Source organism: Streptomyces sp. NPDC030143 (assembly GCF_055573695.1).
On sequence record NZ_JBVIAY010000005.1, the window covers coordinates 418,105 to 442,386 of the forward strand.

Annotated in this window: 19 protein-coding genes and 3 pseudogenes; 13 read left to right on the forward strand and 9 right to left on the reverse strand. The window is 74.7% G+C overall.

Features of this window, described 5'->3' with window-relative positions; translation table 11 throughout:
- The first annotated feature begins 46 nt into the window (after positions 1-46).
- The 4 genes and pseudogenes from ACZ4YY_RS12460 (at position 47) to ACZ4YY_RS12475 (ending at position 3,240) form a co-directional block, all read left to right on the forward strand.
- Entirely contained in the window at positions 47-1,108 is a 1,062-nt protein-coding gene (locus ACZ4YY_RS12460) for a branched-chain amino acid ABC transporter permease (protein ID WP_468287734.1), read from the forward strand.
- Positions 1,105-2,385 carry an ABC transporter substrate-binding protein gene (locus ACZ4YY_RS12465; protein ID WP_468287612.1) on the forward strand — a complete coding sequence of 427 codons (1,281 nt, stop codon included), beginning with the start codon at positions 1,105-1,107 and terminating at the stop codon, positions 2,383-2,385. The genes ACZ4YY_RS12460 and ACZ4YY_RS12465 overlap by 4 nt, the downstream gene beginning before the upstream one ends.
- Before the next feature lie 44 nt (positions 2,386-2,429).
- Positions 2,430-2,739: pseudogene (locus ACZ4YY_RS12470) on the forward strand (P-loop NTPase family protein); the annotation flags it as partial.
- A gap of 192 nt (positions 2,740-2,931) precedes the next feature.
- Positions 2,932-3,240: a DUF5133 domain-containing protein gene (locus ACZ4YY_RS12475; protein ID WP_468287616.1), complete on the forward strand. Its 309-nt coding sequence runs from the start codon at positions 2,932-2,934 to the stop codon at positions 3,238-3,240.
- 109 nt (positions 3,241-3,349) lie between these two features.
- Here ACZ4YY_RS12475 and tgmB read toward each other — a convergent pair whose 3' ends face one another.
- The 6 genes from tgmB to ACZ4YY_RS12505 all read right to left on the reverse strand — a co-directional run bounded on the left by tgmB (position 3,350) and on the right by ACZ4YY_RS12505 (position 8,882).
- On the reverse strand, positions 3,350-4,336 hold the full coding sequence (gene tgmB, locus ACZ4YY_RS12480) for an ATP-grasp ribosomal peptide maturase (RefSeq protein ID WP_468287619.1): 987 nt from the start codon (positions 4,334-4,336) through the stop codon (positions 3,350-3,352).
- A gap of 17 nt (positions 4,337-4,353) precedes the next feature.
- Entirely contained in the window at positions 4,354-4,545 is a 192-nt protein-coding gene (tgmA, locus tag ACZ4YY_RS12485) for a putative ATP-grasp-modified RiPP (protein WP_468287622.1), read from the reverse strand.
- A gap of 236 nt (positions 4,546-4,781) precedes the next feature.
- The gene (locus ACZ4YY_RS12490) at positions 4,782-5,063 is read right to left on the reverse strand and encodes a DUF1232 domain-containing protein (RefSeq protein WP_468287625.1); all 282 of its coding nucleotides are present in this window, start codon (positions 5,061-5,063) and stop codon (positions 4,782-4,784) included.
- A 179-nt stretch (positions 5,064-5,242) separates the two neighbouring features.
- A complete protein-coding gene (locus tag ACZ4YY_RS12495; protein ID WP_468287628.1) occupies positions 5,243-7,354 on the reverse strand; it encodes a xanthine dehydrogenase family protein molybdopterin-binding subunit in 2,112 nt (703 codons plus the stop codon).
- On the reverse strand, positions 7,351-8,346 hold the full coding sequence (locus tag ACZ4YY_RS12500) for an FAD binding domain-containing protein (protein ID WP_468287631.1): 996 nt from the start codon (positions 8,344-8,346) through the stop codon (positions 7,351-7,353). The genes ACZ4YY_RS12495 and ACZ4YY_RS12500 overlap by 4 nt, the downstream gene beginning before the upstream one ends.
- Positions 8,343-8,882 (reverse strand): (2Fe-2S)-binding protein, encoded by a 540-nt coding sequence (locus ACZ4YY_RS12505; RefSeq protein ID WP_468287634.1) that lies wholly within the window; start codon positions 8,880-8,882, stop codon positions 8,343-8,345. The genes ACZ4YY_RS12500 and ACZ4YY_RS12505 overlap by 4 nt, the downstream gene beginning before the upstream one ends.
- 727 nt (positions 8,883-9,609) lie before the next feature.
- Between ACZ4YY_RS12505 and ACZ4YY_RS12510 the strand changes: the two genes are divergently transcribed.
- Positions 9,610-9,735: a hypothetical protein gene (locus ACZ4YY_RS12510; protein WP_468287637.1), complete on the forward strand. Its 126-nt coding sequence runs from the start codon at positions 9,610-9,612 to the stop codon at positions 9,733-9,735.
- A 31-nt stretch (positions 9,736-9,766) separates the two neighbouring features.
- On the opposite strand, the gene ACZ4YY_RS12515 is transcribed toward ACZ4YY_RS12510, so the two are convergent.
- The gene (locus ACZ4YY_RS12515) at positions 9,767-11,068 is read right to left on the reverse strand and encodes a hypothetical protein (protein WP_468287640.1); all 1,302 of its coding nucleotides are present in this window, start codon (positions 11,066-11,068) and stop codon (positions 9,767-9,769) included.
- A gap of 711 nt (positions 11,069-11,779) precedes the next feature.
- Between ACZ4YY_RS12515 and ACZ4YY_RS12520 the strand changes: the two genes are divergently transcribed.
- The 6 genes from ACZ4YY_RS12520 (at position 11,780) to ACZ4YY_RS12545 (ending at position 19,145) form a co-directional block, all read left to right on the forward strand.
- Positions 11,780-12,976 carry a carboxylate-amine ligase gene (locus ACZ4YY_RS12520; RefSeq protein WP_468287643.1) on the forward strand — a complete coding sequence of 399 codons (1,197 nt, stop codon included), beginning with the start codon at positions 11,780-11,782 and terminating at the stop codon, positions 12,974-12,976.
- Between the two features lie 185 nt (positions 12,977-13,161).
- The gene (locus tag ACZ4YY_RS12525) at positions 13,162-14,943 is read left to right on the forward strand and encodes an N-acetylglutaminylglutamine amidotransferase (protein ID WP_468287646.1); all 1,782 of its coding nucleotides are present in this window, start codon (positions 13,162-13,164) and stop codon (positions 14,941-14,943) included.
- Positions 14,940-17,279, forward strand: coding sequence for a S9 family peptidase (locus ACZ4YY_RS12530; RefSeq protein WP_468287648.1), 2,340 nt, complete (start codon positions 14,940-14,942; stop codon positions 17,277-17,279). Before ACZ4YY_RS12525 ends, ACZ4YY_RS12530 begins: the two co-directional genes overlap by 4 nt.
- 136 nt (positions 17,280-17,415) lie before the next feature.
- On the forward strand, positions 17,416-18,072 hold the full coding sequence (locus tag ACZ4YY_RS12535) for a hypothetical protein (protein WP_468287651.1): 657 nt from the start codon (positions 17,416-17,418) through the stop codon (positions 18,070-18,072).
- Between the two features lie 3 nt (positions 18,073-18,075).
- Entirely contained in the window at positions 18,076-18,492 is a 417-nt protein-coding gene (locus ACZ4YY_RS12540; protein ID WP_468287654.1) for a phage holin family protein, read from the forward strand.
- Complete coding sequence (locus tag ACZ4YY_RS12545) at positions 18,468-19,145, forward strand: DUF3618 domain-containing protein (RefSeq protein WP_468287658.1); 678 nt, start codon at positions 18,468-18,470, stop codon at positions 19,143-19,145. The genes ACZ4YY_RS12540 and ACZ4YY_RS12545 overlap by 25 nt, the downstream gene beginning before the upstream one ends.
- 511 nt (positions 19,146-19,656) lie before the next feature.
- Here the strand turns inward: ACZ4YY_RS12545 and helR are convergent.
- Both helR and ACZ4YY_RS12555 read right to left on the reverse strand, forming a co-directional pair.
- Positions 19,657-21,834, reverse strand: a complete 2,178-nt coding sequence (helR, locus tag ACZ4YY_RS12550; RefSeq protein WP_468287661.1) for an RNA polymerase recycling motor ATPase HelR — start codon at positions 21,832-21,834, stop codon at positions 19,657-19,659.
- 122 nt (positions 21,835-21,956) lie between these two features.
- A pseudogene (locus ACZ4YY_RS12555) lies at positions 21,957-22,283 on the reverse strand (nucleotide disphospho-sugar-binding domain-containing protein); the annotation flags it as partial.
- A 593-nt stretch (positions 22,284-22,876) separates the two neighbouring features.
- Between ACZ4YY_RS12555 and ACZ4YY_RS12560 the strand changes: the two are divergent.
- Both ACZ4YY_RS12560 and ACZ4YY_RS12565 read left to right on the forward strand, forming a co-directional pair.
- Positions 22,877-23,464, forward strand: a pseudogene (locus ACZ4YY_RS12560) (SigE family RNA polymerase sigma factor); the annotation flags it as partial.
- A 79-nt stretch (positions 23,465-23,543) separates the two neighbouring features.
- Entirely contained in the window at positions 23,544-24,281 is a 738-nt protein-coding gene (locus ACZ4YY_RS12565) for a hypothetical protein (RefSeq protein ID WP_468287737.1), read from the forward strand.
- Position 24,282: the final 1 nt, after the last annotated feature.

Consider the following 24,282-nt stretch of genomic DNA (forward strand, 5'->3'; position numbering starts at 1 on the left):
CCGCAGGACGGCCGCAGTCCTGCTGACCGTCCTCCTCCTGTGCGCCATGCCCTTCTACCTCGACGCCTTCTGGCTGCGCATCGGCCTGTTCTCGATGGCCGCCGCCATCGGCGCCGTCGGCCTCGGCCTGCTCGCCAGCACGGCCGGCCAACTCTCCCTCGGCCACGCCTTCTTCCTCGCCGTGGGCGCCTACGGCTACACCTGGCTGGCCGGTGAACCGGGCCCGGCGCTGCCGCCGACGCTCGCCGCCGTCCTCGCCGTGCTGCTGGCCGGCGCCGCGGGCGGCCTGTTCAGCCCCGTCGCCGGGCGCGTGCGTGGCGTCTACCTGGGCGTCGCCACGCTCGCGCTGGTCTTCCTCGGACACCACGTGCTGCTGACCGCCGACTCGGTCACCGGCGGCTTCAACGGCCGTTCCGTGCCGCCGCTGACCCTGGCCGGCTTCGGCTTCACCGCCGACGACCCCGAACTCGTGGTCCTCGGCGTGCCGTTCGGCGCGGAGGAACGGCTGTGGTACCTCGGCCTGGCCCTGTTCGCCCTCACCTGGTTCACCGCGAGAGGCCTGCTGCGCGGCCGCCCCGGACGCGCCCTGGCCGCCGTCCGCGACAGCGAGACCGCGGCGGCCGTGATGGGCGTGGACGTCGCCCGCTACCGCTCGGCGGCCTTCGTCGTGTCGTCGATGTACGCCGGCCTCGCCGGAGTCCTCCTCGCCCTGTCCTTCCGCCGGGTCGTGCCCGACTACTTCGGCCTGCCCCTCTCCGTCGACTACCTGGCCATGATCGTCATCGGCGGCCTCGGCTCCGTCGCCGGAGCCACCGCGGGCGCCGTCTTCGTCACCGCGCTGCCCCTGCTGATGACCCGTTACGCCGACCACCTGCCCCTGGTCGCCGCCCCCGGCACCGGCGGCGAGGGCGCCGTCGGCCCGACCGAGGCGGCCCGCTACCTCTACGGCGCGGCCATCGTCCTCGTCCTGCTGTACGCCCCCGACGGCCTGCACGGCCTCGCCCGCCGCCTGCGCGCCCGCCGTCGCCCCAACCCTGCCGCGGACCCCGAGCCCACGACCCGCCGGCCGCCCGCCCCCGCCACCCGAGCCAAGGAGCCCACTTCGTGAACGCCACGCACCAGCCAAGACACCGCACCACCGGCACCGCCCTCGCCGCGGCCCTCACCGCCCTGTTGCTCGCGGCCACCGGGTGCAGCTCCAAGGCCGACGGGGGCGGCACCTCCGAGGGCGCCGACGGGGTCCGGACCGGACCGGGCGTCACCGAGAAGACCATCAGGCTCGGCGCCCTCACCGACCTCACCGGCCCCTACGCCACCCTCGGCAAGAGCATCGTGCAGGCCCAGCAGATGTGGGCCGACGAGACCAACGCCGCGGGCGGCATCTGCGGCCGCACGGTCGAGATCGTCGTCAAGGACCACGGCTACGACGTGCAGAAGGCCGTCACCGCCTACGCCGACATCTCGCCGGACGTGGTCGCCCTGCCCCAGGTCATCGGGTCGCCGGTGGTCGCCGCGCTCCTCGACGACATCGAACGCGACCACCTCCTGACCTTCCCGCAGGCCTGGGCCGCCTCCCTGCTGGGCCGGGACTCCGTCCAGGTCATCGGCACCACCTACGACCTCGACATGATCGCGGCCGTCGACTTCCTCACCCGCGCCAAGGGCATCGCGAAGGGCGACACCATCGGGCACGTCCACTTCGAGGGCGACTACGGCGCCAACGCGCTCGAGGGCTCCACCTGGGCCGCGAAGAAGGCCGGTCTGAAGATCGTCGGCCAGAAGATCAAGGCGACCGACACCGATCTGTCGGCGCAGGTCACAGCCTTGCGCAAGGCGGGCGTCAAGGCCGTCCTGATCAGCGCCGGGCCCGCCCAGACGGCCTCCCTGGTCGGCGTCGCCGCCTCCCGCGGTCTGCGCGTTCCCGTCGTCAGCAGCGCCCCCGGCTTCGCCCCGCAGCTGATGAGGACCCCCGCCGCACCCGCCCTGACGGCCCTGCTGAACGTCGTCAGCGCCGCACCGGCCGTCAGCTCGGACATCCCGGGCGTGACGAGAATGGTCAAGGAGTACGAGAAGAAGTACCCCGGTTCCCAGGTCGACTCCGGGGCGCTGTCCGGCTACAACGCGGCCCGGCTGCTGGGCGCCGACCTGAAGGAGGCGTGCGAGGCCGGAAGTCTCGCCCGCGAGGACGTCGTCAAGGCACACCGCTCGCAGAAGGACGTCGACACCGGCCTCGGCAGCCCGCAGGACTTCTCCGACGTCGACCGCCCGGCGGCGCTGTCCACCTACGTGCTGAAGCCGGACGCGAAGGCGGTCGGCGGCGTGGTGGGCGTCGAGGGCGCACACCAGGCACCGGGCGTGGAGGAGTACCTGGCGAGCCGCTCCTGACCCGGGCCCGCACTCGGCGCCCGCGCCGCTGAACGCGTTCGCCGATCTCCATCGGCCAGGGGCAGCGGCTCGCCGTCGCCCCGCGCTGGTCCTGGACCCGAGGGTGCTGTTCCCGGACGGGGCTTCGCCACCTCGGCGCTCGACACCCGCTCCGAGGCGCTCGTGCGGCAGGCGCCGGCCCGGCTGCCGCGCGGGCGCGCCACGTTCGGGGCGGCGCACCGGCTGTCCACCGTGCGCGGCGCGGACCGGATCGCGGTGAAGGGGGAGGGCCGGAGCCCGGAGAGCGGGACGCACGGGGAACTCCTGCGTCGGGGTGGCGCTTTCACCGCCCCGCACAGCGGACAGGCGGCCTGAGAGCTCCGCTCAGGAGGGGACGCCGCGAGCCGGGCGTCCCCTCCTGAGCGGAGCTCTCAGCCCCGTCCGGGCGTGGCGTTGCGCCGTGTGGCGAAAACCGTGCCCCCGGTGGGTGAGATGTGCCTCGTCCGTGCATGAAACGCCCGGGTTCGGGCACACGCTGCGCACACACCTGCAGAGAGAGGGGCGCCCGTGATCGTTCCGGACCCGAAGGCCGTCAGGACGCTGCTGACCCGGTTCGCGTCGCTGAAGATCGCTCAGGCGGAGAGCGCGAGGCCACAGACGGCTCGAGAGTTGGAGGACGTCACGTACACGCTGTGCGTCCTCATGGGCACCTCCGACGTCCGGGAAGCGATCGCCGCGGCCGACGACCTGCTGGTGGCGGCGGTGCGGCCCCCGGCAGGGCACACGCAGCCGGCGATCCCGGCCCCGCCGGGCCCCGCGGTCCCGACGCTGCCGGCTCCGGCGGTCCCGGCAGCGGCCGGAGCCCCGGCCGCGTAGAAGGACGGGGACGGGTTGTCCCTGGCAGTCCGTGCGCGGCTTCCCCGGGTCCGCCTCCCCGGCCCCTGGGCCGGGCGCCGCGCACCGGCCCGCCCCGCCTGCCGGGACCTCAGGACACCGCCGAACCGCACCGGTTGGCGGGCCGGGGCGGCCGGTTCGCGGCGGGGCCGGCCAGCCACTCCGCGATGGCGCGGGCGATCGGCTGGCCGGTGTCCACCTCGACGAAGCCGAACTGGCCCGACTGGTTGCACTCCAGGAACCACCAGGTGCCGTCGCCGTCCTCCGCGAAGTCGAAGGCCCCGTAGGCCAGTTCGGCCTCGCGCAGATACGTCCGCACGGCCTCGGCGAGGCGCGGGGGCACCTCGACCGCGGTCCACGGCTCGGTGGAGGGCGCGAAGCGTACGTCCACCAGGTCGGGGTCGCCGTCCGGCGAGGTCGCCTTGCGGGCGGCCAGCAGCCGGTCGCCGACCGCCGTCAGCCGTATGTCGGCCCGCTTGGCCACCCGGCGCTGGAGCAGGGTGGGCCCGTAGGCCACGGCAGTGAAGTCGGTGCCGGGCGGGACCCGGGTCGTCGGCACCGCCCGGGGCGGGTCCTGGGGGTGCGCCCCGGACACCGGCTTGACCACCAGGTCCGGGTAGCGCTCGGCGAAGTCCCGCGCCGCCTGAGGGAACGTCGTGATGAGCGTCGCCGGCACCGGCAGCCCGCTGCGCTGGGCGAGCCGCAACTGCCAGGGCTTGTGCCGGGCGCGCCGGGCGGCGTCCGGGTGGTTCATCCAGCGTGCCTCGCTGCCGCGGAGCATGCCGTACAGCGCCTGCGAGGCCTCCTCCGTGAGCCACGCGTTCGGTTCGGGCGCCCGGGCCGCCGCCACGCCCGGCCGGCGGATCCAGACGGACCGCAGCGAGTCGAGGCTCACCAGCCGCCCGGCGGACGACAGATGGCCCCGGAAGGCACCGTGCACGTACTCCCCGGAGAGAGCGACGGTGCCGGTGAGGTCGGCGGGGTCGAGCCGTACGACGGGGACGCCGGCGGCGTGCAGGTGGACGACCACCATGTCCGCCGTGACGTCCTCCTCGCAGGTCAGGATGAGCACGGTCATCTTGCCTCGGCCCGTGCTCAGTCGTCGAAGTGTGTCTTGGAGCCCGCGGTCGAGGTCGTCGTACCGAGCTCTCTCAACAGGGCGTGGTCACGGGCGGCGATCCGGCCGTCGAAGAGCACGTTCAACTGCATTCCGGGGTCATAGGCGTATGGAGTGGCGAACTCCAACTCCGCCGCGGGGCGTGCGTAGTTGAGCGCGAACGGTTGCATCGTCTCTCCCTCGTCGGTACTGCTTTGATCAAGCGGTGCCGCTGTGCGACGTCACTCGGGCCCGCTGCTTGATGCGACCTACAGTCACTTATACGGATCGAACGGGTGGTTGGTTTCCTTACTCTCCGTGATCATCACGGGAGTGGAACGCGGCGCAGGGAGCTGAGCAGGGGCGATGGGCCTCGTGCGACAGTGAAACAGGTGTGAAACCGACGTGAAAACGTCTTCTCAGGTGATCAGTTGAGACTGTCCGCGCGGTCGGGAGCGCGGCGCAGGGAGCGCAGGGCGAGCAGCAGGACACCGATGTCATCGAGGTAGACCGGGTCGGGCATCACGTCGGTCGGGAGGACGAAGTACGCGACAGCGCCCCAGAACACCCAGCGCGGCCCGGTCGGAAGACCCGCCTGCCGCAGACCCCTGCGGGCCCGGACCAGGCGTACCAGCACCCAGGCGGCCACGGCGAACAGCGCCGCCGCCAGTACCGCCGCGACGGTCACGAGCGTGGTGGTCGCATCCACGGGCCCTCCCTGTGCGCGGTCCGTCGCGCGGTGTCCGGTCGTTCCCCCGGTTCTCGATTTCCCCGTTTTCGATTCCCGAACTCCCCGTCGGCGGGACGAATATCGCACCGGCCGCCCGCGTGCCGCCTCCGACGGCACCGGGGGCCGCCGTTGTCACACGGGTGCCGCACCCGAACGGCTCAGTCCCCGCGCCGTGCGTCCCCCGTCAACGCCGTCAGCACCCGGTCCGGTGTCAGGGGCAGCTCGCGCAGGCGGACGCCGGTCGCGTGGAACACGGCGTTGCCGAGGGCGGCCGCCGTGCCGACGATGCCGATCTCGCCGATCCCCTTGCCGCCCGTCGGGTTGAGATGGGGGTCGTCCTCCTCGATCCAGTGGGCGTCGACGTCCGGTACGTCGGCGTGCGAGGGCACGTGGTAGGACGCCAGGTCGGACTCGGTGAAGTCGCCGAAGGCGGGGTCCACGGTGCTGCCCTCGGTGAGCGCCATGCCCAGGCCCATCGTCATGCCGCCGACGAACTGCGAGCGCGCGGTGCGGGGGTTGAGGATGCGGCCCGCCGCGTACACCCCCATCAGCCGTCGTGCCCGCACCTCTCCGGTCACGGTGTCCACGGACACCTCCGCGAAGTGCGCCCCGAAGGCGTGCCGCGCGTAGGGGGACTCGGCGTCCGCCGTGCCGGTCGTGTCGGCGTGAGCGACCAGTCCCGCCGCGGGGACCGGGCCGGGGAAGCCGGTCAGGCGGTCCGCGAGCCGCCCGCAGGCCTCGTGGACGGCCCAGCCCCAGGAGGCGGTGCCGGAGGAGCCGCCGGCCAGCGGGGCCGACGGCAGGTCGCTGCTGCCCACCCGGATCCGGACCCGGTCGGGCGGGACGCCCAGCGCGTCCGCCGCGACCTGCGCGAGCACCGTACGGGCACCGGTGCCGATGTCGGTCGCGTTGACCTCGACGAGGAAGGTCCCGTCGGGCAGGGCGCGCGCCGCCGCCGTCGACGGCGACACCAGCACCGGGTAGGTCGCGGCGGCCACCCCCGTCCCGACCAGCAGCGGGCCTTCGGCGTGCGACCGGGGACGAGGATCGCGGCCGTCCCAGCCGAACCGGCGGGCGCCCTCCCGCAGGCACTCGACGAGATGCCGGCTGCTGAACGGCCGGCCGCTGTCCGGCTCGGTCTCCGGCTCGTTGCGGATCCGCAGCTCGACGGGGTCCAGGCCCAGTTCGCTGGCCAGTTCGTCCATGGCCGACTCCAGGGCGTACATCCCCGGCGCCTCCCCGGGCGCGCGCATCCAGGACGGCGTGGGCACGTCGAGCGGCACCACCCGGTGCAGCGTGCGGCTGGTGCGGCAGGCGTACATCACGCGCCCCGGGGTCGCCGCCTGCTCCACGAACTCCTTCACCCGGGAGGTGTGCGTGGTGACCTCGTGGACGAGGGACGTCAGCCGGCCGTCGGCGTCCGCGCCCAGCCGCAGCCGGTGCAGCGTGGGGGCCCGGTGGCCGACGATCGAGGGCAGCACCCGGCGGGGCAGGACGACCGTCACCGGACGGCCGGTGTGCCGGGCGGCCAGCACCGCGAGCACGACGTCCGGCCGGGGTGTGCCCTTGGACCCGAACCCGCCCCCGACGTGCTCGGCGACCACCGTGATCCGCTCCTCGTCCAGCCCGGACATCGCGGCGAGCACGTCCCGTACGGCCGCGGTGCCCTGGCTGGAGGTGTGCACCGTCAGCCGTTCGCCGTCCCAGTGCGCGGTGCTGGCGTGCGGCTCCATGGGGTGGTTGTGCAGCGGCGGAACCCGGTAGCCGACGTCGACCCGGACGGCCGCGGAGGCGAACGCCCCTTCCGGGTCGCCCTGTTCCCGGACGGCGGGCTGGCCGGCGTTGGCCTCCGCGGGGACGTACGCCTCCGGGTGCCCGGCGGACAGCGTCACGTCGTGCGGCTCCGCGGCGTACTCGACGCGGACGGCGGCGGCGCCGGCCCGGGCCGTCTCCGGGCCGTCGGCCACCACCAGCGCGACGAACCAGCCCCGGTGCGGCACCTCGGGTCCCCGGAGGACGGCCAGGGTCGGATCGTCCGGTGCGGCGAGGCGGGGCGCGTTCTCGTGGGTCAGCACGGCGACGACCCCCGGCAGGGCGAGCGCCTCCGTCGCGTCGACGCGGGTGACCCGGCCGCGCGCCACGGTCGCCGGCACCGGCCGCGCGAACAGCCGCTCCGGGGAGGGGAACTCGGCGGCGTAGCGGGCGGTCCCGGTGACCTTCTCCCGGCCTTCCCGGCGCTCCGCAGGCGTGCCCGCGGCGGTGGCGGTCATGACACCTCCCGGTGCCGCGCGAGGCCCGTCAGGACGTCGACGGCGAGATTGCGGGCGAGGGGCACCTTGTAGGCGTTGTCGCGCAGCGGCCGGGCGTCCGACAGTTCGAGGTCGACGGCGTGCTCGAACGCCGCCGCCGTGGGCGCCGCTCCCCGCAGCGCCTCCTCGGCCCGCCGGGCCCGCCACGGCCGGTGCGCCAGCGCCCCGAAGGCGATCCCGGCCCGCGCGACGACACCGTCCGTCACCTCCAGCACCGCGGCGACGGAGGCCAGCGCGAAGGCGTACGACGCCCGGTCGCGGGCCTTGCGGTAGGCCGACGGCAGGCCGGCCGTGCCGGCGGGCAGCAGCACACCGGTGACCAGCTCGCCGGGCTCGACGACGGTGTCGCGCTCCGGACGGTCGCCGGGCAGCCGGTGGAAGTCGGCGGCGGCCACCCGGCGCACCCCGGCGAGCCCGTACAGCTCGACCTGCGCGTCGAGCGCCGCCAGGGCCACGGCCATGTCGGAGGGGTGGGTGGCGACGCAGTGCGCGGAGTGCCCGAGCACCGCGTGGTCGCGGTGGACGCCCTCCAGGGCGCCGCAGCCGCTGCCCGGCTCGCGTTTGTTGCAGGGCTTGGAGACGTCCTGGAAGTAGGGGCAGCGGGTGCGCTGGAGCAGGTTGCCGCCCGTGGTGGCGGCGTTGCGCAACTGGCCCGAGGCACCCGCGAGGACCGCCTGCGACAGGACCGGGTGACGCGCGCGCACGAGCGGGTGCGCGGCGAGGTCGCTGTTGCGCACCAGGGCCCCGACCCGCAGGGTGCCGTCCGGCAGTTCGACGATCCGGTCCAGGGGGAGCCGGGTGACGTCGATGAGGGCGGCCGGCTGTTCGACGCCCAGCTTCATCAGGTCCACCAGGTTGGTGCCGCCGCCCAGGTAGCGGGCGCCCGGGTGGCAGGCGTAGGCGTCGGCGGCCTCGGCGAGGCTCGCGGGCCGTACGTAGGCGAAGGGCTTCACCGGATCACGTCCTCGACCGCGTCGACGATGCGGGGATACGCGCCGCACCGGCAGAGGTTGCCGCTGAGCCGCTCCCGGATCTCCGCCCGGTCCAGGGGCACCGGCCCGGACGGAGCGCGGGCGTCGGTGACGTGCGAGGGATGCCCCGCCTCCGCCTCGGCGATCGCCCCGACCGCCGAGCAGATCTGTCCCGGTGTGCAGTACCCGCACTGGAAGGCGTCGTGCTCCATGAACGCCCGCTGGAGGGGGTGCGGCTCCTCGCCGTCACCGGACAGTCCCTCGACGGTGGTGACGTCACAGCCGTCGAGGGCGACCGCGAGCAGCAGACAGCTGTTGAGGCGCCGCCCGTCGACGAGGACCGTGCAGGCCCCGCACTGTCCGTGGTCGCAGCCCTTCTTGGCGCCGGTGAGATCCAGGTCCTCCCGCAGCAGGTCCAGGAGCACCCGCCGGTGGTCGACGGTGAGGGTGTGCGGCTTGCCGTTGACGCGCAGGGTCGTCTCGGAGCGGTGGACGTGCTCGCTGCCCGTGTCAGCCATGTCGTCGAGCCCTTCCGGGAGGATCCGTGCCGGCGTGGCAACCGCGTATCCAGGTCGCACCGAACGACACCTCCCGCCCCGGAATACTCCCGTCCCCGGGACACCTGTACCGGGGAACCCGTCCCCGGGATACTCCCGTCCCCGGGATACTCCCGTGCCCGAGGAGGCTTCCGACCCTGGAGGCGGTCGTCCCTGGGAGGGGAGGCTTCCGCCTCCGGGGCGGCTCTCGTCGCGGGAGGATCGCGGCTGCCTGAGCTGCCGGCATGACCGCATCCCACGCCGCGCACGAGCCGCAGCAGGTGGCCGCGCTGCGCGAGACCTACCGCACGCTCGCAGGACTGGGACAAGGTCGCCAAGCTCCGTCAGTGGGCGGCCAAGGGCGGTATCCCGAACGCGCAGGCGACGGAGCGGCGGTCGTCGGTCACCCGGCGGCGGTGGGTGGGAGGAGGCCGACCCGTGGGGCCGGAGCCTTCCGGGGCAACGGGCCGTATGTGTGGCTCATTGGGGTGTAACGAGGGGCCGCGGCCACCGTCACCGCGGCGGCCGCAGCCGACCTCGACCGGCCGGTCGCCACGCAGGGGCACGTGCTGACCGCCGGCGACCTGGTCGCCACCCTCGCCGTCGAGGCGGCCGTGCACCACCTCGACCCGGTCCGGGAACTGCCCGCCCCGCCCCCGCCGGCCTCGCCGCCGTACGGCAGACCCTCGACGGACTGCTGGGCCGGCCCGTGCCCGTGCCCGTGGAGTGGAGCGACGAGCACTACGCGCGGGCGGCCACCGGCCGCACGCCGCTCACCGCCGGAGAACGGCGTGCGCTCGGGGCGGACGCCGACCGGCTGCCGCTGTTCTGCTGAGGTCGCCCGGGACGCTCAGCCGCTCAGTCGCTCAGTCGCCGGGCGGCCCGGAGCCGTCCGCGGCGCCCGCCTTCCGCGTGTCGGCGTCGGTGGCCTCCCGCCTGAGCGCGTCGGCGTCGGCGTCGGTGGCGCCCGCGGCGTCCCGTGTGAACGTGACGGCGTCCGCGGGGTCCCGCGGGCTCGCGTCGGCGTCCGCCGCCGAGGCGGACCCGGGCGCGGACGACGGGGTCGCGGGGGCCGGCCGCAGGGCCTTGGCGGACTCCCTGAGCCGTTCCAGGGTGCGGCCCAGCTGCTGGAACGGCGAGCCGCTCGGCCTGGCCGGCGGCTGCGGACGCTCACCGGCCGCCTCGGCCGCCTCCCGGTAGGCGGCCAGCGCCTCGTGGGCCTGCTCGGCGGCCTCCCGGTACAGGTCCCGGGACTGCGTCATCGCCTCGAGCGCCTCGCGGTACATCGCCACGAGCCGGCGCTCCCGGGCCAGCTCCTCCTCCAGGGTCAACAGCTGCCACTCCTCGCGCAGCGCCGTCAGCGCGGCCTCGCCGCCGTCGGGCAGCGGCTTCGGCAGGGCCGCGAACCGGCGCACCGCCGCCAGCAGCTCCGTGGGGTGCGAGCCGTCCAGGAACACACTGCGCACCGAGAACTCCCCGGGCTCGTACGCGGCCGGTGCCGGCGAGCCCGGCAGGACCAGCGCGCCGCCGCGCGGCAGCTCCACGCCGACCTCGCGCAGCGCCCAGTTGACGGTGCGCAGCTGCTGGGGAGCGGCCCGGAGCTCCACCACCCGGTGGTGCAGACCCTCGGGCAGCAGCGGGACCAGCGACCGGCGGCCCCGCTCGTCGGGCGTCATCGCCTCGTGCACCACGACATGGATCGTCCAGGTGTCGCGCAGGGCGTTGCGCAGGGCGCGGCGCACCTCCTTGTCGTCGGCGGGCAGCGGGTTGACGGCGAGGTAGCGCAGCCCGGTCACGGTCTCGTGCCCCCAGGGGGCGTCCGCCTCCCAGGGCCAGAACATCGCGGCGGGCGACGGCCACCGGGAGTCCCAGGGCCGCTCGGCCTCCGCGGCGAGCGTCCACTCCTGCCCCTGCCCCGACCAGGGTCCGAGCGTCAGCCGGGCGCGCACGGTGACGTCCTCGGGCACCTGCCAGCGCGCCTCGAAGACCAGCCCGCCCTCGGCGGTGTCGGGGTCGGGCAGTTCCATGAAGTCCTGGAGGGTCGCCTCGTCCTTGAGCGACCGGAGGTTCTTGCGCAGGACGTCCGGCGCGGCGGGCCCGGTGTGACGGCCGCGCGCCAGCCACACGGTGGAGGGGGCCGCGGGCGGGACGGTCGGGGAGGTGAGCATGGGTCCATTCGTGAGGGGCGGGGACGACGGGTGCCTGTCAGTATCGTCGTCGCGGCGGGCGGGTGATCACGTGGGGCCCACGGCTCGCCGTCGGTTCCCACTGAAGGGCGCCTGCCCATCCGCGGCAGGCGTCACGCGCGCGCACCGGGGCACCTGTACGGCGCCCGCGCGCCGCCGTGCGTCCCCGTGGGGGAGCGGGGGGCCTGCGGGCCGGTGCCGGGCCGGCGAGGGCGGCCGGGGAGCCTCTGCCCCAAGCCTCCCCGTAGGGGTGGGTCCCGGTTCGGGTGTCGTGGTCCGTGCCGTCCGGATCGCCGGGCGCGCTCGTACGCCGTGCGCGCCGCGAGCAGGCCGTGCGCGCCGCGAGCAGGATGTGCGCGCCGTGCGCACGGGGTGTGCGCGGAGCACCGCCGGCACCCCTCGCGCACTCGTGGCCGCCGGCGTCGCCGGCCTCGACAATCGACGCGCGGACAGGGCCCGCCCACCATCCGCGTCGGGGCGGGCCCTGCCCGTATGCCCGGAAGGCAGCCGGTGGGACGCCGCTCGACTGGCGCAACGCTCACCTGAGGTGTACGGGCCTCTGAAGAGCGTTCGACGCTTAGTCGCGGGTCATCTGGGAACTCCGAGGTGGACAGTTCAGTCGCCTCGTCCCCCCGGCGGGGCCGGATTCGGACCGGGGCACCCAAGCGTCCGCCCGTCCCTCTAGGAGTGGCCGTGACCGTTCGTATCGGAGTGGAGGAGGAGTTCCACCTCGTCGAGGTGGAGACCGGCCTGCTGGTGCCGCGTGCCGACACGGTGCTGGAAGGCCTGCCCCCGAAAACCTTCACGACCGAGTTGCAACAGGCAGCCGTCGAGACCAACAGCGGCGTGCACGCCTCCCTGGACGACCTGTACCACGACCTTGTCGGCACCCGTCGGCAGCTGGACGCCGCCGCGTCCGCACAGGGACTGGCCGTCGTGGCCGCGGGCACGGTGCCGCTGGCCCGCACGGCGGCCATCCACCCCACCGGCGGTCTCCGCTACCGCCGCATGGTCGACGACTACCGCATGGTCGCCGACGAGCAGCTCATCTGCGGAGCCCACGTCCACGTGGACGTCCCCGACCGCGACACCGCGGTACGGATCATGTGCGAGGTGTCGCCGTGGCTGCACGCCCTCCTCGCCCTGTCGGCCAGCTCGCCGTTCTGGCTGGGCGCCGACACCGGTTACGCGAGCTGGCGGACCATGGTGTGGCAGCGCTGGCCCACCGCCGGGCCGGTCGGGTGCTTCCCCGACGCCGCCGCGTACGACGCGGCCGTGCGGGACCTCATCGACTCGGGCGTGATCAGCGACGCGGGGATGATCTACCACGACATCCGCCCCTCGGCGCACCAGCAGACCCTCGAACTGCGCATCTGCGACTCCTGCCCGCGCGCGGAGACGGTCGTGCTCGTCGCCGCACTCTTCCGCGCCCTGGTCACCGACGCCCGCCGACGGCTGGAGGGCCCCGCGGCGCCCGTCTGCTCGGGCCGGCACGAATGGCTGCGCGCCGCCGCCTGGCGGGCCGCCCGCTCCGGTCTCGAAGGCGCCCTGGTCGACCCGGTCACCCGCCACGAGGCGTCGGCGGCACAGGTCGTCGGCCGCCTGCTGGAGCGGGTGCGCCCGGCGCTGGAGGCCGAGGGCGACTGGCAGACCGTCCGCGCGCTCACCGAGCGGGCCCTGGCGGACGGCAGCGCCGCCCATCGCATGCGCCGCACGGCCGCGCAGGAGGACCTGCTGGCCTGCACCGACCTGGTCATCGCCGAGACGCGCGGCGACAGCGGCAGGCGTCCCCGTCCCGCCCCCGGCCCGACCGGAGGCGTTCCCACGGGCGGGGACCTGGGCCTGAACGACGCCCTCGGCACCCGGCCGGCGAGGGTCCCCGGCCGCTGAGGCGACCGACGCCGTGGGCAGGTCCGCCCGGGCGGCATCCGGCCCCCTTCCTGTTCCCCTGAATCACCCTTTTCCCGAAGGAGACGTACCACCATGTCGACCAGCCCCGTCCAGGCTCCGACGAGAAGCTCCGCCGGCGGCGGACCTCCCCGGACCGCTGCCGTGCACCGGGGAGGTGGTGCGTGATGTGCGGCCTGAGCGGGGAGATGCGCTTCGACGGCGGACGGCCCGACCTCGCGGCCGTGGAACGGATGAGCGACCGGCTCGCCGCCCGCGGACCCGACGGCGAGGGGACCTGGTCCCGGGGCGCGGTGGCCCTGGCCCACCGGCGGCTGAAGATCATCGACCTGTCCGAGTCCGGGGCCCAGCCGATGACCGACGCCCGCGAGGGGATCACCGGTGTCTTCAACGGCTGCGTCTACAACTACCAGGAGCTCCGCGAGGAACTGCGGGCCCTCGGTCACCGCTTCACCTCGACCTCCGACACCGAGGTCATCCTCAAGGCGTACCGGCAGTGGGGCGTCCACTGCGTCGACCACTTCTACGGCATGTTCGCCTTCGCCCTCGTCGAACACCGCACCGGGCGTCTGGTGCTGGGCCGCGACCGGCTCGGCATCAAGCCGCTCTACCTGGCGCAGACCCCCGGACGGCTCCGGTTCGCCTCGTCGCTCCCGGCGCTGCTCGCGGCCGGTGACGTCGACACCTCGCTCGACCCGGTCGCCGTGCACCAGTACCTCAGCTGGCACGCGACCGTGGCGGCCCCCCGCACCGTCCTGACCGGGGTGCGCAAGCTTCCCCCGGCCACCGTGCGGGTCGTCGAACCGGACGGCACCCACCACGACCACCACTACTGGCAGCCGTCGTACACACGCCGCCCCGAGTACGCGGACATGGGCCCGAGCGAGTGGCGTGACGCCGTGCTGGAGGCGCTGCGCACCGCGGTGCGCCGGCGGATGGTCGCCGACGTGCCCGTCGGCGTGCTGCTCTCCGGCGGTCTGGACTCCAGCCTCATCGTGGCGCTGCTGGCCGACGAGGGGCAGCGGGACCTGGCGACCTTCAGCGTGGGCTTCGACGCGGAGGGCGGCGACAGCGGGGACGAGTTCGCCTACTCCGACCTGGTCGCCCGGGAGTACGCCACCGACCACCACCAGCTCAGGGTTCCCTCCGAACGGGTGTCGACGGCGTTGGACGGAGCCGTCGCGGCGATGAGCGAGCCGATGATCAGCCATGACGTCGTCGCGTTCCACCTGCTGGCCGAGCAGGTGGCCGAAGAGGTGAAGGTCGTCCAGAGCGGACAGGGAGCCGACGAGGTGTTCGCCGGCTACCACTGGTACCCGCGCATGGCCGCGGCCGCCCGTGCGGAGGCGGCCGACCGGTACGCCGACACCTACTTCGACCGGCCGCACGCCGACCTCGCCGGCATGCTGCAACCGCACATGCTGCCCGAGGACGACGTCTCCGGCCGCTTCGTCCGCGACCACATGGCGCGGCCGGGCGCCGAGACCGCGCTCGACGCCGCCCTGCGACTGGACACCCACGTCATGCTGGTGGACGACCCGGTCAAGCGGGTCGACAACATGACCATGGACTGGGGCCTGGAGGCCCGCGTGCCCTTCCTGGACCACGAGCTGGTGGAACTGGCGGCCGCCTGCCCGCCGGACCTCAAGCTCGCCGACGGCGGCAAGGGCGTGCTCAAGGAGGCGGGCCGCAAACTGCTGCCCCACGCCGTGGTCGACCGTCCCAAGGGCTACTTCCCGGTACCGGCGATCACCCACATGGCCGGTCCCGTCCTGGACCGGGTACGGGAAGCACTGCGAGCCCCCGAGGCGAGGCGGCGCGGCCTCTTCCAGGACGCCTACCTCGCCGACCTCCTGGCGGCCCCCGACGAACACCGCACCCGGCGCGGCGCGAACGCGCTGTGGCAAGCGGCCCTGCTGGAGATATGGCTTCAGACGCACGGAATATGACCGACCTGCCCGCACCGTCCGGCCCGGCCGCGCCCGACCCGCGCGCGGCCCTCGCCGGACGTCCCCCCGCGCCGCGCCCGACGTACGGCCCGGAGCGGCCCCCGACGGACCAGGGGGCCCCGCCGGACCAGGCGCCTCCGACGCGGCCCCCACCGGACCGGGAGGCCCCGCCGGGCCGGCACGACCGGCCCACGGCCTACGCGGCCCCCGCCCGGGTGCCGCTGCCGGACGCCTCCGGTCCCCGCGACCCCGCGACCCGGCTCATCGCCCACGGCTGCTGGTACCCCTCGGCCGATCCCGCCGGAGCGCAGGTGGCCTTCATCTGCGACCGGGGCGGAGTGCCCCAGCTGTGGGCGGGGCCCCTCGGCGGAGGCGAGGCGCGCCTGCTCGACGCGGACCCGGACCCCGTCCGCGAGGTGTCCTGGTCGCCCGACGGCCGCTGGATCGCCTACACCACCGCCCCGGGCGGCGGCGAGCACACCCGGGTGCTGTGCGTACGCCCCGACGGCACCGACCGGCACATCCTGGCCGGGGCCGAACCGGACACCTCGGCCTACCTGGGCTGCTGGGCGCACGACGGGTCGGCCGTGGCGGTCACCGTCGCCGTCCCGACCGCCCCGCCCGTGTCCCCGGACAGCGGGGCCGACCTCCCGGCCGAGACCGGCGGGTACGTCGGGCGGCTGCCGGCCGGCTGGTCGGGCCGGGACGGCGACGCCGTGCTCCTCGGCGCGGCACCGCTCACCGGCACCCGGGCCGAGGTGTCGTACTCCGCGACCGCCGGCGCCGCCCACGATCCCCGGGACCGGGGGACCGCCGCGACCGCCGACGCCGCCCACGGTCTCCGGGACCGGGGGACCGCCGCGACGGCCGGCTTCGGCGACGGGCTGTCCGCCTACCTGGTCGACCCCGACGGCCTGACCGCCCCGGTTCTCCTCGCCGGCGAGAAGGACGCCGCGACGCTGCGCGTGTGCGACCTCAGCCGCGACGGCGGCCTGGCCCTGCTGCGCCGGGGACCGCGCGGGCGGCGCGAGGCGGTGGTCGTGCGCACCACCGACCTCGTCACAACCCATGTCGTGCGGGTGGCCGACGGCGACCCGTGGATCGGCAGGTTCTCCCCCCGGGCGGACGTGTTGTGGCTGCGCAGCGACGCCGACCGGGAGTTCGCCGCGCTGCTCGCCGCCGACCTCGACCCCGAGGGGCGGCCCCGCGGCTGGTCCGTCGCGGCCGAGCGGGAGGGCTGCGGCCTGGAACTGCTGGGGTTCTCCCTCGACGGCCGGGCCGCCGTCCTGGCGTGGAACGTCCGGGGCGCCAGCGAACTGGAGGTCGTCGACACCCTCCCGCCGGAGGACGCCGGGTCGCTCACCGGACCGCCGCGGCCCGTCCCCCTGCCCCACGAGGTGGTCACCCGGATCGTGCCCGCCGGTACCGGACGACTGGCCCTGGCGCTGTCCGGCTCGCAGCGCCGCCCGGGCGTGTGGTGGCTCCCCGAGGGCGTGTCCCTGCTCCGTACCCCGTGGTCGTCCCGGGACGAGGACGCCGTCCCCCCGGGCCGCCCGCCGGTGCGCCCGGTCCCGCTGAGCCTGACCGCACGGGACGGGCAGCCGCTGCACGGCTGGTACTACCGCGCGCCCGGCAGGGGGCCGGGGGAGCCGGCGCCGTGTGTGATCCATCTGCACGGCGGACCGGAGGAACAGGAACGCCCGGTCCTCAGCCCGCTCTACCACGAGATCCTGGGGCGGGGGCTGGACGTGTTCGCCCCCGACGTCCGCGGCTCCTCCGGCCACGGACGCTCGTTCGTCGACGCCGACCTGGGGGCGGGTCGGTTCGCCGCGCTCGACGACGTGGCCGACTGCGCGGCCCACGCGGTGGTGGCCGGCCCGGCCGACCCGTCACGGCTGGCCGTCATGGGCCGCTCCTACGGCGGCTACCTCACCTTCGCCTCCCTGGTCTGGCATCCCGAGCTGTTCCGCACCGGGGTGGCGGTCTGCGGGATGTCCGACTTCGCGACGTTCTTCGAGGGCACCGAACCGTGGATCGCCCAGTCGGCGGCGCACAAGTACGGCCACCCGGAACGCGATCGCGACCTGCTGCGCTCCCTGTCGCCCATGAGCCGCATCGACGCGCTGCGCGTCCCGGTCCTCGCCGTCCACGGGGAGCACGACACCAACGTGCCGCCGCGGGAGTCGGAACAGTTCGTCCGGGCGGCACGCGAACGCGGCCGGGCCGCCGAACTGCTCACGCTGCTCAACGAGGGACACGACTTCCAGCGTGCCGACAACCGGCGCCTGTTCCGCCGTGCCGCCGCTGACTGGCTCGAGCGGCACCTGACGGCCTGACAAGAGGGCTCGCCACCGGGCGTACGGATCCGGTCACGGGAAGTTTTCCCCTCCTGCGTGCATGGAAGCCGCCAAAGCAGTCACCCGGAGTGAAACGGACAAATCGGTACATGTGTCTGTCGAGGAGGACCGGCCGATGAGTGAGGCAGCACAGGGCAACACGAAGAGATGGCAGCAGGTCGGCGACACGGCCGGGACACAGGCGTCGGCCACGGCCGACCAGGCCAAGCAGGCGGCCGGCCAGGTGGCCGGCACCGCCGCGGACCAGGCCAAGGCGGTGGCCGGCGAGGTCCGGCAGCAGGCGGGCGCGGTCGCCCACGACCTGCGCGGCCGCGCGATGGGCGAAGCCGAGGAGCAGACCAAGCGGGCGGCCGGGACGCTGCACCAGTGGGCGGACGACCTGGCCGGACTGGCGGAGAACGCCCGCGGCGACTCCCCGGCCCGCAACCTCGCGGGACAGGTGGCCGACCGCGGGCACCGGGCGGCCGACTACCTGGAGAGGCAGGGAGTCGAGGGCGTCCTGTCCGACGTCCAGGACTTCGCCCGCCGTCGCCCCGGAGCGTTCCTGGGCGGCGCCCTGCTGGCGGGGCTGACCGTCGGACGACTGGTGAAGGTGGCGGCGAAGGCCGACCGTTCCTCCGGTGACGGACACGGGCAGGACGGCGCACCGGCCGGGCAGCCCGGCATACCGGCCGCCTCCGAACAGGTGGCGGCGGACGAGCGGGAGGCCGTCGCCTTCCCGTCGGCCGTCGGCCGGGGCGGCGCACCGGGCCGTCCCTTCCCGGAGGTGTGAGCGATGGCCTCGATCAGGTCGCACCCGGTGGAGTCGCGCGCCGAGGACCGTTCGGTGGGCGAACTGCTGTCCGTCATCGCCTCGGACGTGCAGACCCTCCTCCGTCAGGAGATCGAACTGGCCAAGGCGGAGGTCCGGCAGGAGGCGAGCAAGGCGGGCAAGGCCGCGGGCATGTACGGGGGAGCCGGCTTCGCCGGATACATGGTGCTGCTGTTCCTGTCGCTGGCGGCCGTGCTCGGCCTGGCCAACGTGATGGACGGAGGCTGGGCGGCACTGATCGTCACCGCGGTGTGGGCCGTCGTCGCGGCCGTGCTCTACCAGCGGGGTCGCGCGGGGATGCGCACCGTGGAGCCGAAGCCCGAACGGACCGTCGAAACGATGAAGGAGAATGCGCAATGGGCACGTCACCCGACCAGATGAGGGCCGAGATCGGCCTCACCCGGGACCGGCTGTCGGCGGACGTCGACCGGCTCGCGGACCGGGCCAGCCCTCGACGCGCGGCTCGCCGCCGCACCCGGAAGATGCGCGGTGCCGTCTCCGGCATGCGTGAGCGGGTGATGGGGTCCACCTCACAGGCCGCTCACGACGTGAGGACCAGCGCGCAGTCGGCGGCCGGATCCCTTCAGGAGGGCACCCAGCAGGCGGCCGACACGGCGCGCGAAGCCGCCGGCCAGGCGGGCGAGGCCATTCGCCAGGCGCCCGACCAGGCGATGCGTCAGACCCAGGGCAGTCCGCTGGCCGCGGGGCTGATCGCGTTCGGCGTCGGCATGCTGGTGTCCTCGATGCTGCCCGCGTCCGAGGCGGAGCAGGAGAAGGCCTCCGACCTGATGCAGCGCGGCGGCGAGGCGCTGGAGCCGGTCAAGCAGGCCGCCCTCGATTCCGCACAGAACCTCAAGGAAGGGGCCAAGGAGGCCGCGCAGAGCGCGGCGCAGGAGGTCAAGGACACCACCGCGGACGCCGCCCGCACCACTCAGGACGAGGCGCGCGACCAGGCCGGCCGGATGACCGAGCAGGCACGCGACGCGGGCAGGCAGGTCGCCGACGACGCCCGGCGGCAGTCCGGATCGACCTGAGTCCCCAGCACCCGGCCGGGCGGCGCCCTGCGCCTCCGGCTGCCGTGTGCCTCCGGCTGCCGTGTGCCTCCGGCCGCCGTGCGCCTCCGGCCGCCGTGCGCCTCCGGCCGCCGTGCGCCTCCGGCCGCCCTGCGCCTCCGGCCGCCGTGCGCCTCTGGCTGCGTGCGCTCCCGGCCGCCCTGCGCCCCCGGCCCCTGCGCCCCTGGCCGGCCGCCTTGCGTTCTCCGACGGCCGCCCCGCGTGCACGGACTGGCCGCCCCCGCGTCCCCCGACGGCCCTTCCGTGTCCGCACGGCGCCCATCCTGCACGCACGCCACCGTGCCCGCGCTCGCGGCGGCCGTGAGGTCACCGCCCGCCCCGTGCCCGCACGCCCGCCCCATGGAGGCCGCCCCGTGCACAGCGCACCCCGTCAGGGGGGTCCCCCGGGACTCGGTGCTCGGCACGGGCCCGGCACCTGCGCACCGGGTCCGCCTGCGGGAGGATCGCGGGGGGCGTCGGATCGCCGGCCGTGTCAGGGGCTGGTGAGGACGACGAGCTGCTGGGTGGCCCGGGTCATCGCCACGTAGCGGTCGACCGCTCCCGCGACGCCCTCGCCGAACCTCTCCGGGTCGACGAGGACGACCAGGTCGAACTCCAGCCCCTTCGACAGCTCCGGGGTCAGCGACCGGACGCGGGACGTCGTCCGGAAGGCGGGGGCGCCGATGACGCAGGCGATCCCGTCGTCGTGCGCGGCGAGCCAGGTCTCGAGGACGGAATCCAGGTCCGCGGCGGACCCGTACGCCACCGGGATCCCGCCGGTGCGGATGGAGGCCGGCACGTTGGCGTCCGGGAGCACGGCCCGGATCACCGGTTCGGCCGCCGCCATGATCTCCTCCGGCGTCCGGTAGTTCACGGTCAGGGAGGCCAGGTCGATCCGGTCGAACCCGACCCGCTCCAGCCGCTCCCGCCACGACTCCGTGAACCCGTGCCGGGCCTGGGCGCGGTCCCCGACGACGGTGAAGCTGCGCGACGGACAGCGCAGCAGCAGCATCTGCCACTCCGCGTCGGTCAGTTCCTGCGCCTCGTCGACGACGATGTGCGCGAACGGGCCGGCGAGCCGGTCCGGGTCGGCGTCGGCCGGTGAGGTCCCGTCGACCAGGGCGTCATGGAAGTCCGCACCGCGCAGCATCGTCACCAGACCCGTGCCGTACTCGTCGTCCGCGACCGCGATCAGGCCGTCCACGACCTGGCTCATGCGCTCGCGTTCGGCGGCGACGTCGGCCTCGTGCCGACGCCTGCGGCGTGCCGCCTCCGGATCGCCCAGTCGCTGCCGCGCCGCGTCCAGGAGCGGAAGGTCGGACACCGTCCAGGCCCGGGCGTCCGCGCGTTGCAGCTTCTCGACCTCGTCGCGGCCGAGCCAGGGAGCGCACATGCGCAGATAGGCGGGGACCGACCACAGGTCCGAGACCAGGTCCGCCGCCTCGAGCAGCGGCCACGCCCGGTTGAAGGCCGACAGCAGCTCCCGGTTGCGCGCCAGCGACCTGCGCAGCAGCTCGGGCGAGACCTCGCCGTCGTCCGCCGATGCGTCCTCCTCGTGCCGGTCCACCAGGAGGGTGAGCAGTTCCTCCCAGATCTGGCCGCGCGCCTCGTTGTGCGGCGTTCCGGGTTCGGCCGCCTCGAACACCACCGCCCAGTCGGCGGCGCTCAGGCGGATGTCGGACCAGTGGGTGGTGACCGTCATCCCCTCGGTGGGCGGCTCCTCGTAGAACCGGACGGCCTTCTCGATCGCCTTCACCAGGTCCGCGGACGACTTCAGGCGGGCCACCTCCGGGTCGCTCTCGACCGCCGCCCCGGCTCCCTCGGCGACGAGGTCCCGCAGGACGCAGGTCTGCACGCCCTCCTCGCCGAGGCTGGGCAGGACGTCGGAGACGTACGCGAGATAGGGCCGGTGCGGACCGACGAACAGCACACCTCCCCGTCGGTGACCGAGGCGGGGGTCCGCATGCAGCAGGTACGCCGAGCGGTGCAGGGCGACGACGGTCTTGCCGGTGCCCGGACCCCCGTCGACGACGAGGGTGCCGCGGGATCCGGCGCGGATGATCGCGTCCTGGTCGGCCTGGATGGTGCCGAGCACGTCCCGCATCCGGGGCGAGCGGTCGGCGCCCAGGCCGGCGATGAAGGCGGACTGGTCGTCGAGCGAGGCGCGGTGCCCGGCGAAGGCGTCCGCGGTGAACACCTCGTCCCAGTAGTCGCCGACCCGGCCGTCCTTCCAGCGGTACCTGCGGCGGCTCGCCAGCCCCATCGGACGGGCGTGGGTGGCGCCGAAGAAAGGCTCGGCCGCGGGGGAACGCCAGTCGACCAGCAGCCGACGGCCCTCGCCGTCCGTCAGGCCCAGGCGCCCGACGTACACGGGTTCGGTGTCGTGCGCGCCGACCATGTGCCCGAGGCACAGGTCGAGGCCGAAGCGCCGCAGTGTGCGCAGACGGGCGGTCAGCCGGTGGATCTCGATGTCCCGGTCCATCGCCTCCTGGCCCATGCCGCCGGGCGCCCTGCGCGCGACGTCGAGACGGTCGGTCAGCTCGGCGATCGTCCGGGCGAGACACTCCGCGATCGCCGCGAAGTGCCGCTCGTCACCGGCGATCAGCTCCGGGGCGGCCTTGGGCGAGAGGCGGTCGGGAAGGTCGAACGCGCTGGTGGTCAAGGGGTTCAAGGCATGGGCTCCGTTGTGTGGCCGCCGGCGTTCGAGGCGGTGCGGCGAGGGGTGCGGACCGGCGGCCGGAAGACCTGAGCCGGTTGTCGTGTGCCGAGTCCTGCTCGGCGTGCGCGCGTGGTTCACGCGGGCCCGGGCGGCCGTTCCCGGCTGATCCCGTCGAACGTCAGCCGCGCGGCGACCGCCGCTCCGTCCGTGCGGATCGTGCCGGCCGCCGCCCGTGCCCGGGTCGCGGGGGCCGGGGCCGTCGTGAGCGCGGCGGACGGGGACGTGAAGGCCGGCGTCGGACCGTCGGGTGCCACGCCGATGCCCGGCTCGGCCACCCGGCCGGCCCGGTACGGCTGGTCCACCGTCCGAGCCACCCCCTGCGGCGTGCCGGCGCGGGTGGCCGTCGTCGTGGTGCCGGCATCGCCGTGGTGCACGACGGCGGCGACCCGGCGGAACCGCGCCGGCGTCAGCGGCACGCCGACAGCGGCCGGCCGCTGCGCGAAGTCCTCGTCCGGGGGCGCGTACACCCGCACCCGCGCGCCGGCTCCCCGTACCGCCGATGCGAGTCCCGCCAGGGGTTCGACGTCCCCGCGCGACCCGTACGTCGACCACACCACACGCATGCGACTCCCGTTTCGTTGATTCCGGCCTCGGCCGGAGATTCTGCGCCACCACGGGGGCCTTGCCGCAAGCCCCCCGGTGCGCTATACGTTGAGAGTGGAAAGGAGTGGGTGACCTCCTTTCCCTTTTTTGTTGTGCCGCGATGCGCCCGGCGCGCCCCGTGCGGCGCTGCCCCGGTCCGCGATGCGCCCGCCTCCGGTGCCTCCGGTGATCCGCCCGCCTCCGGTGCTCCTGTGTCTCGTCCCGGAGGCCGCTCGCCATGGGATCGTACGCCGACCGATTCACGCCGTGTCGCAACCGGAACGTCCCCGCGTGCAACTCGAGCCGGAAGGGAGGGGTGTTACCAGGAGGAGCGATCCGTGCTCCGCCGGCTTCGCGCGCGAGAAAGGGAAGGAACGGGGTAAACGGGGTGTGTGCAACGACCAGCCCCTGGATGCCGGGGGCTCATCTCGGACGGGGCGCCGACCACGCCCGGACCGTCGAGAGCGCCAAGCAAGAGACCTTGCAGGACACGCACGACACGCACGCGGGGGCGGCCGGGACCGACGACCTCGCCGACTTCGAGACCTACGCGGCCACCCGCTGGCCACGACTGCTCCGCACCGCCTACCTGCTCACCGGCGGTGACCACCACGAGGCCGAGGACCTGGTGCAGGCCACGCTCGCCCAGGTCTACCTCCGCCGGAACCACATCCGCGGACTCGACGTACCCGATCAGTACGTCCGCCGGGCGCTCGTGAACAACAACACCAACCGGCAGCGCAAGCGCCGGGTGGTGCAACTGCTCACGCCCACGCTGCCCGAACGGCCGCCCGCCGGTGAGGGGGACGACAGCTACGACACCAGCGACAACAGGTCCGTGCTGCTGGCCGCCCTCGCCGCCCTCCCGGCCCGGCAGCGGGCCGTCGTCGTCCTGAGGTACTGGGAGTGCCTCAGCGAGCAGGAGACCGCACAGGCGCTGGGCTGTTCGGTCGGCAACGTCAAGAGCCAGACCAGCCGCGCCCTGAAGAAGCTCCGCAGGAGTGCCGAACTGTCCGTCTACGCCCCGGAGGCGTCTCCCGGCGTACCGGCGAGAGGGGCGCGGAGCCGAGAGGACGGACGTGCAGGCGGACCTCGACGGCTCCCGGCCGCCGATCCCCGCACTGTGGAGGGAACTCGAGGAGGCCGCGCAGCGCTGTGCGGTGACCGTGCTCCCACGGGAGGAGGTGCTGGGGCGCTGCGCGGCGCTCCGGCGCGTACGCCGGCGGCGGGTGCGGATGGCGGTGGCGGCGGCCGTGCTCGTCCCCGCGGCGTTCTTCCTCGCCCGGACACCCCTCGAGGACGACGGCGGGAGCGGGGCGGCCCCCGCCGTGCAGTCCCTCGACCCGCCCGGATCCGCGGGCCCCTCCGCCTCCGCACCCTCCTCCACCTCGCCCGTTCGGGTGGTGCGGGTGCGGCAGCGGATCGAAGCGGGGCTCGGCGTCTGGTACGAGTTGCGGGACGACGAGTACTGCACCGCCTTACCGGACGAGGAGGAACCCACCTGCGTGGGGCCGTTGGACGTCTACCAGCCGGGCGTGCCGATGACCCGGAGCGCGTACCCCCGCGACGGGGGAGTGGTCCACGTCCTCGCGTACACCGGGAGCACACCGGCCGCCCGGATCACCATGGAGGACCACGGCCGGACCACCGAACTGCCGATCGTGCGCACCGCCGGACGGCCCGCCTTCGTGACGACGTACGCGGTCAGCAGCCCCTCGGAGCAGGGCGAGGACGTCACCGAAATGCACAGCGGGACACCGGCGTTCACCGTGTACGGCGCCGATGGGACGACGCTGGCGAGGATGGGGGGACAGTGAG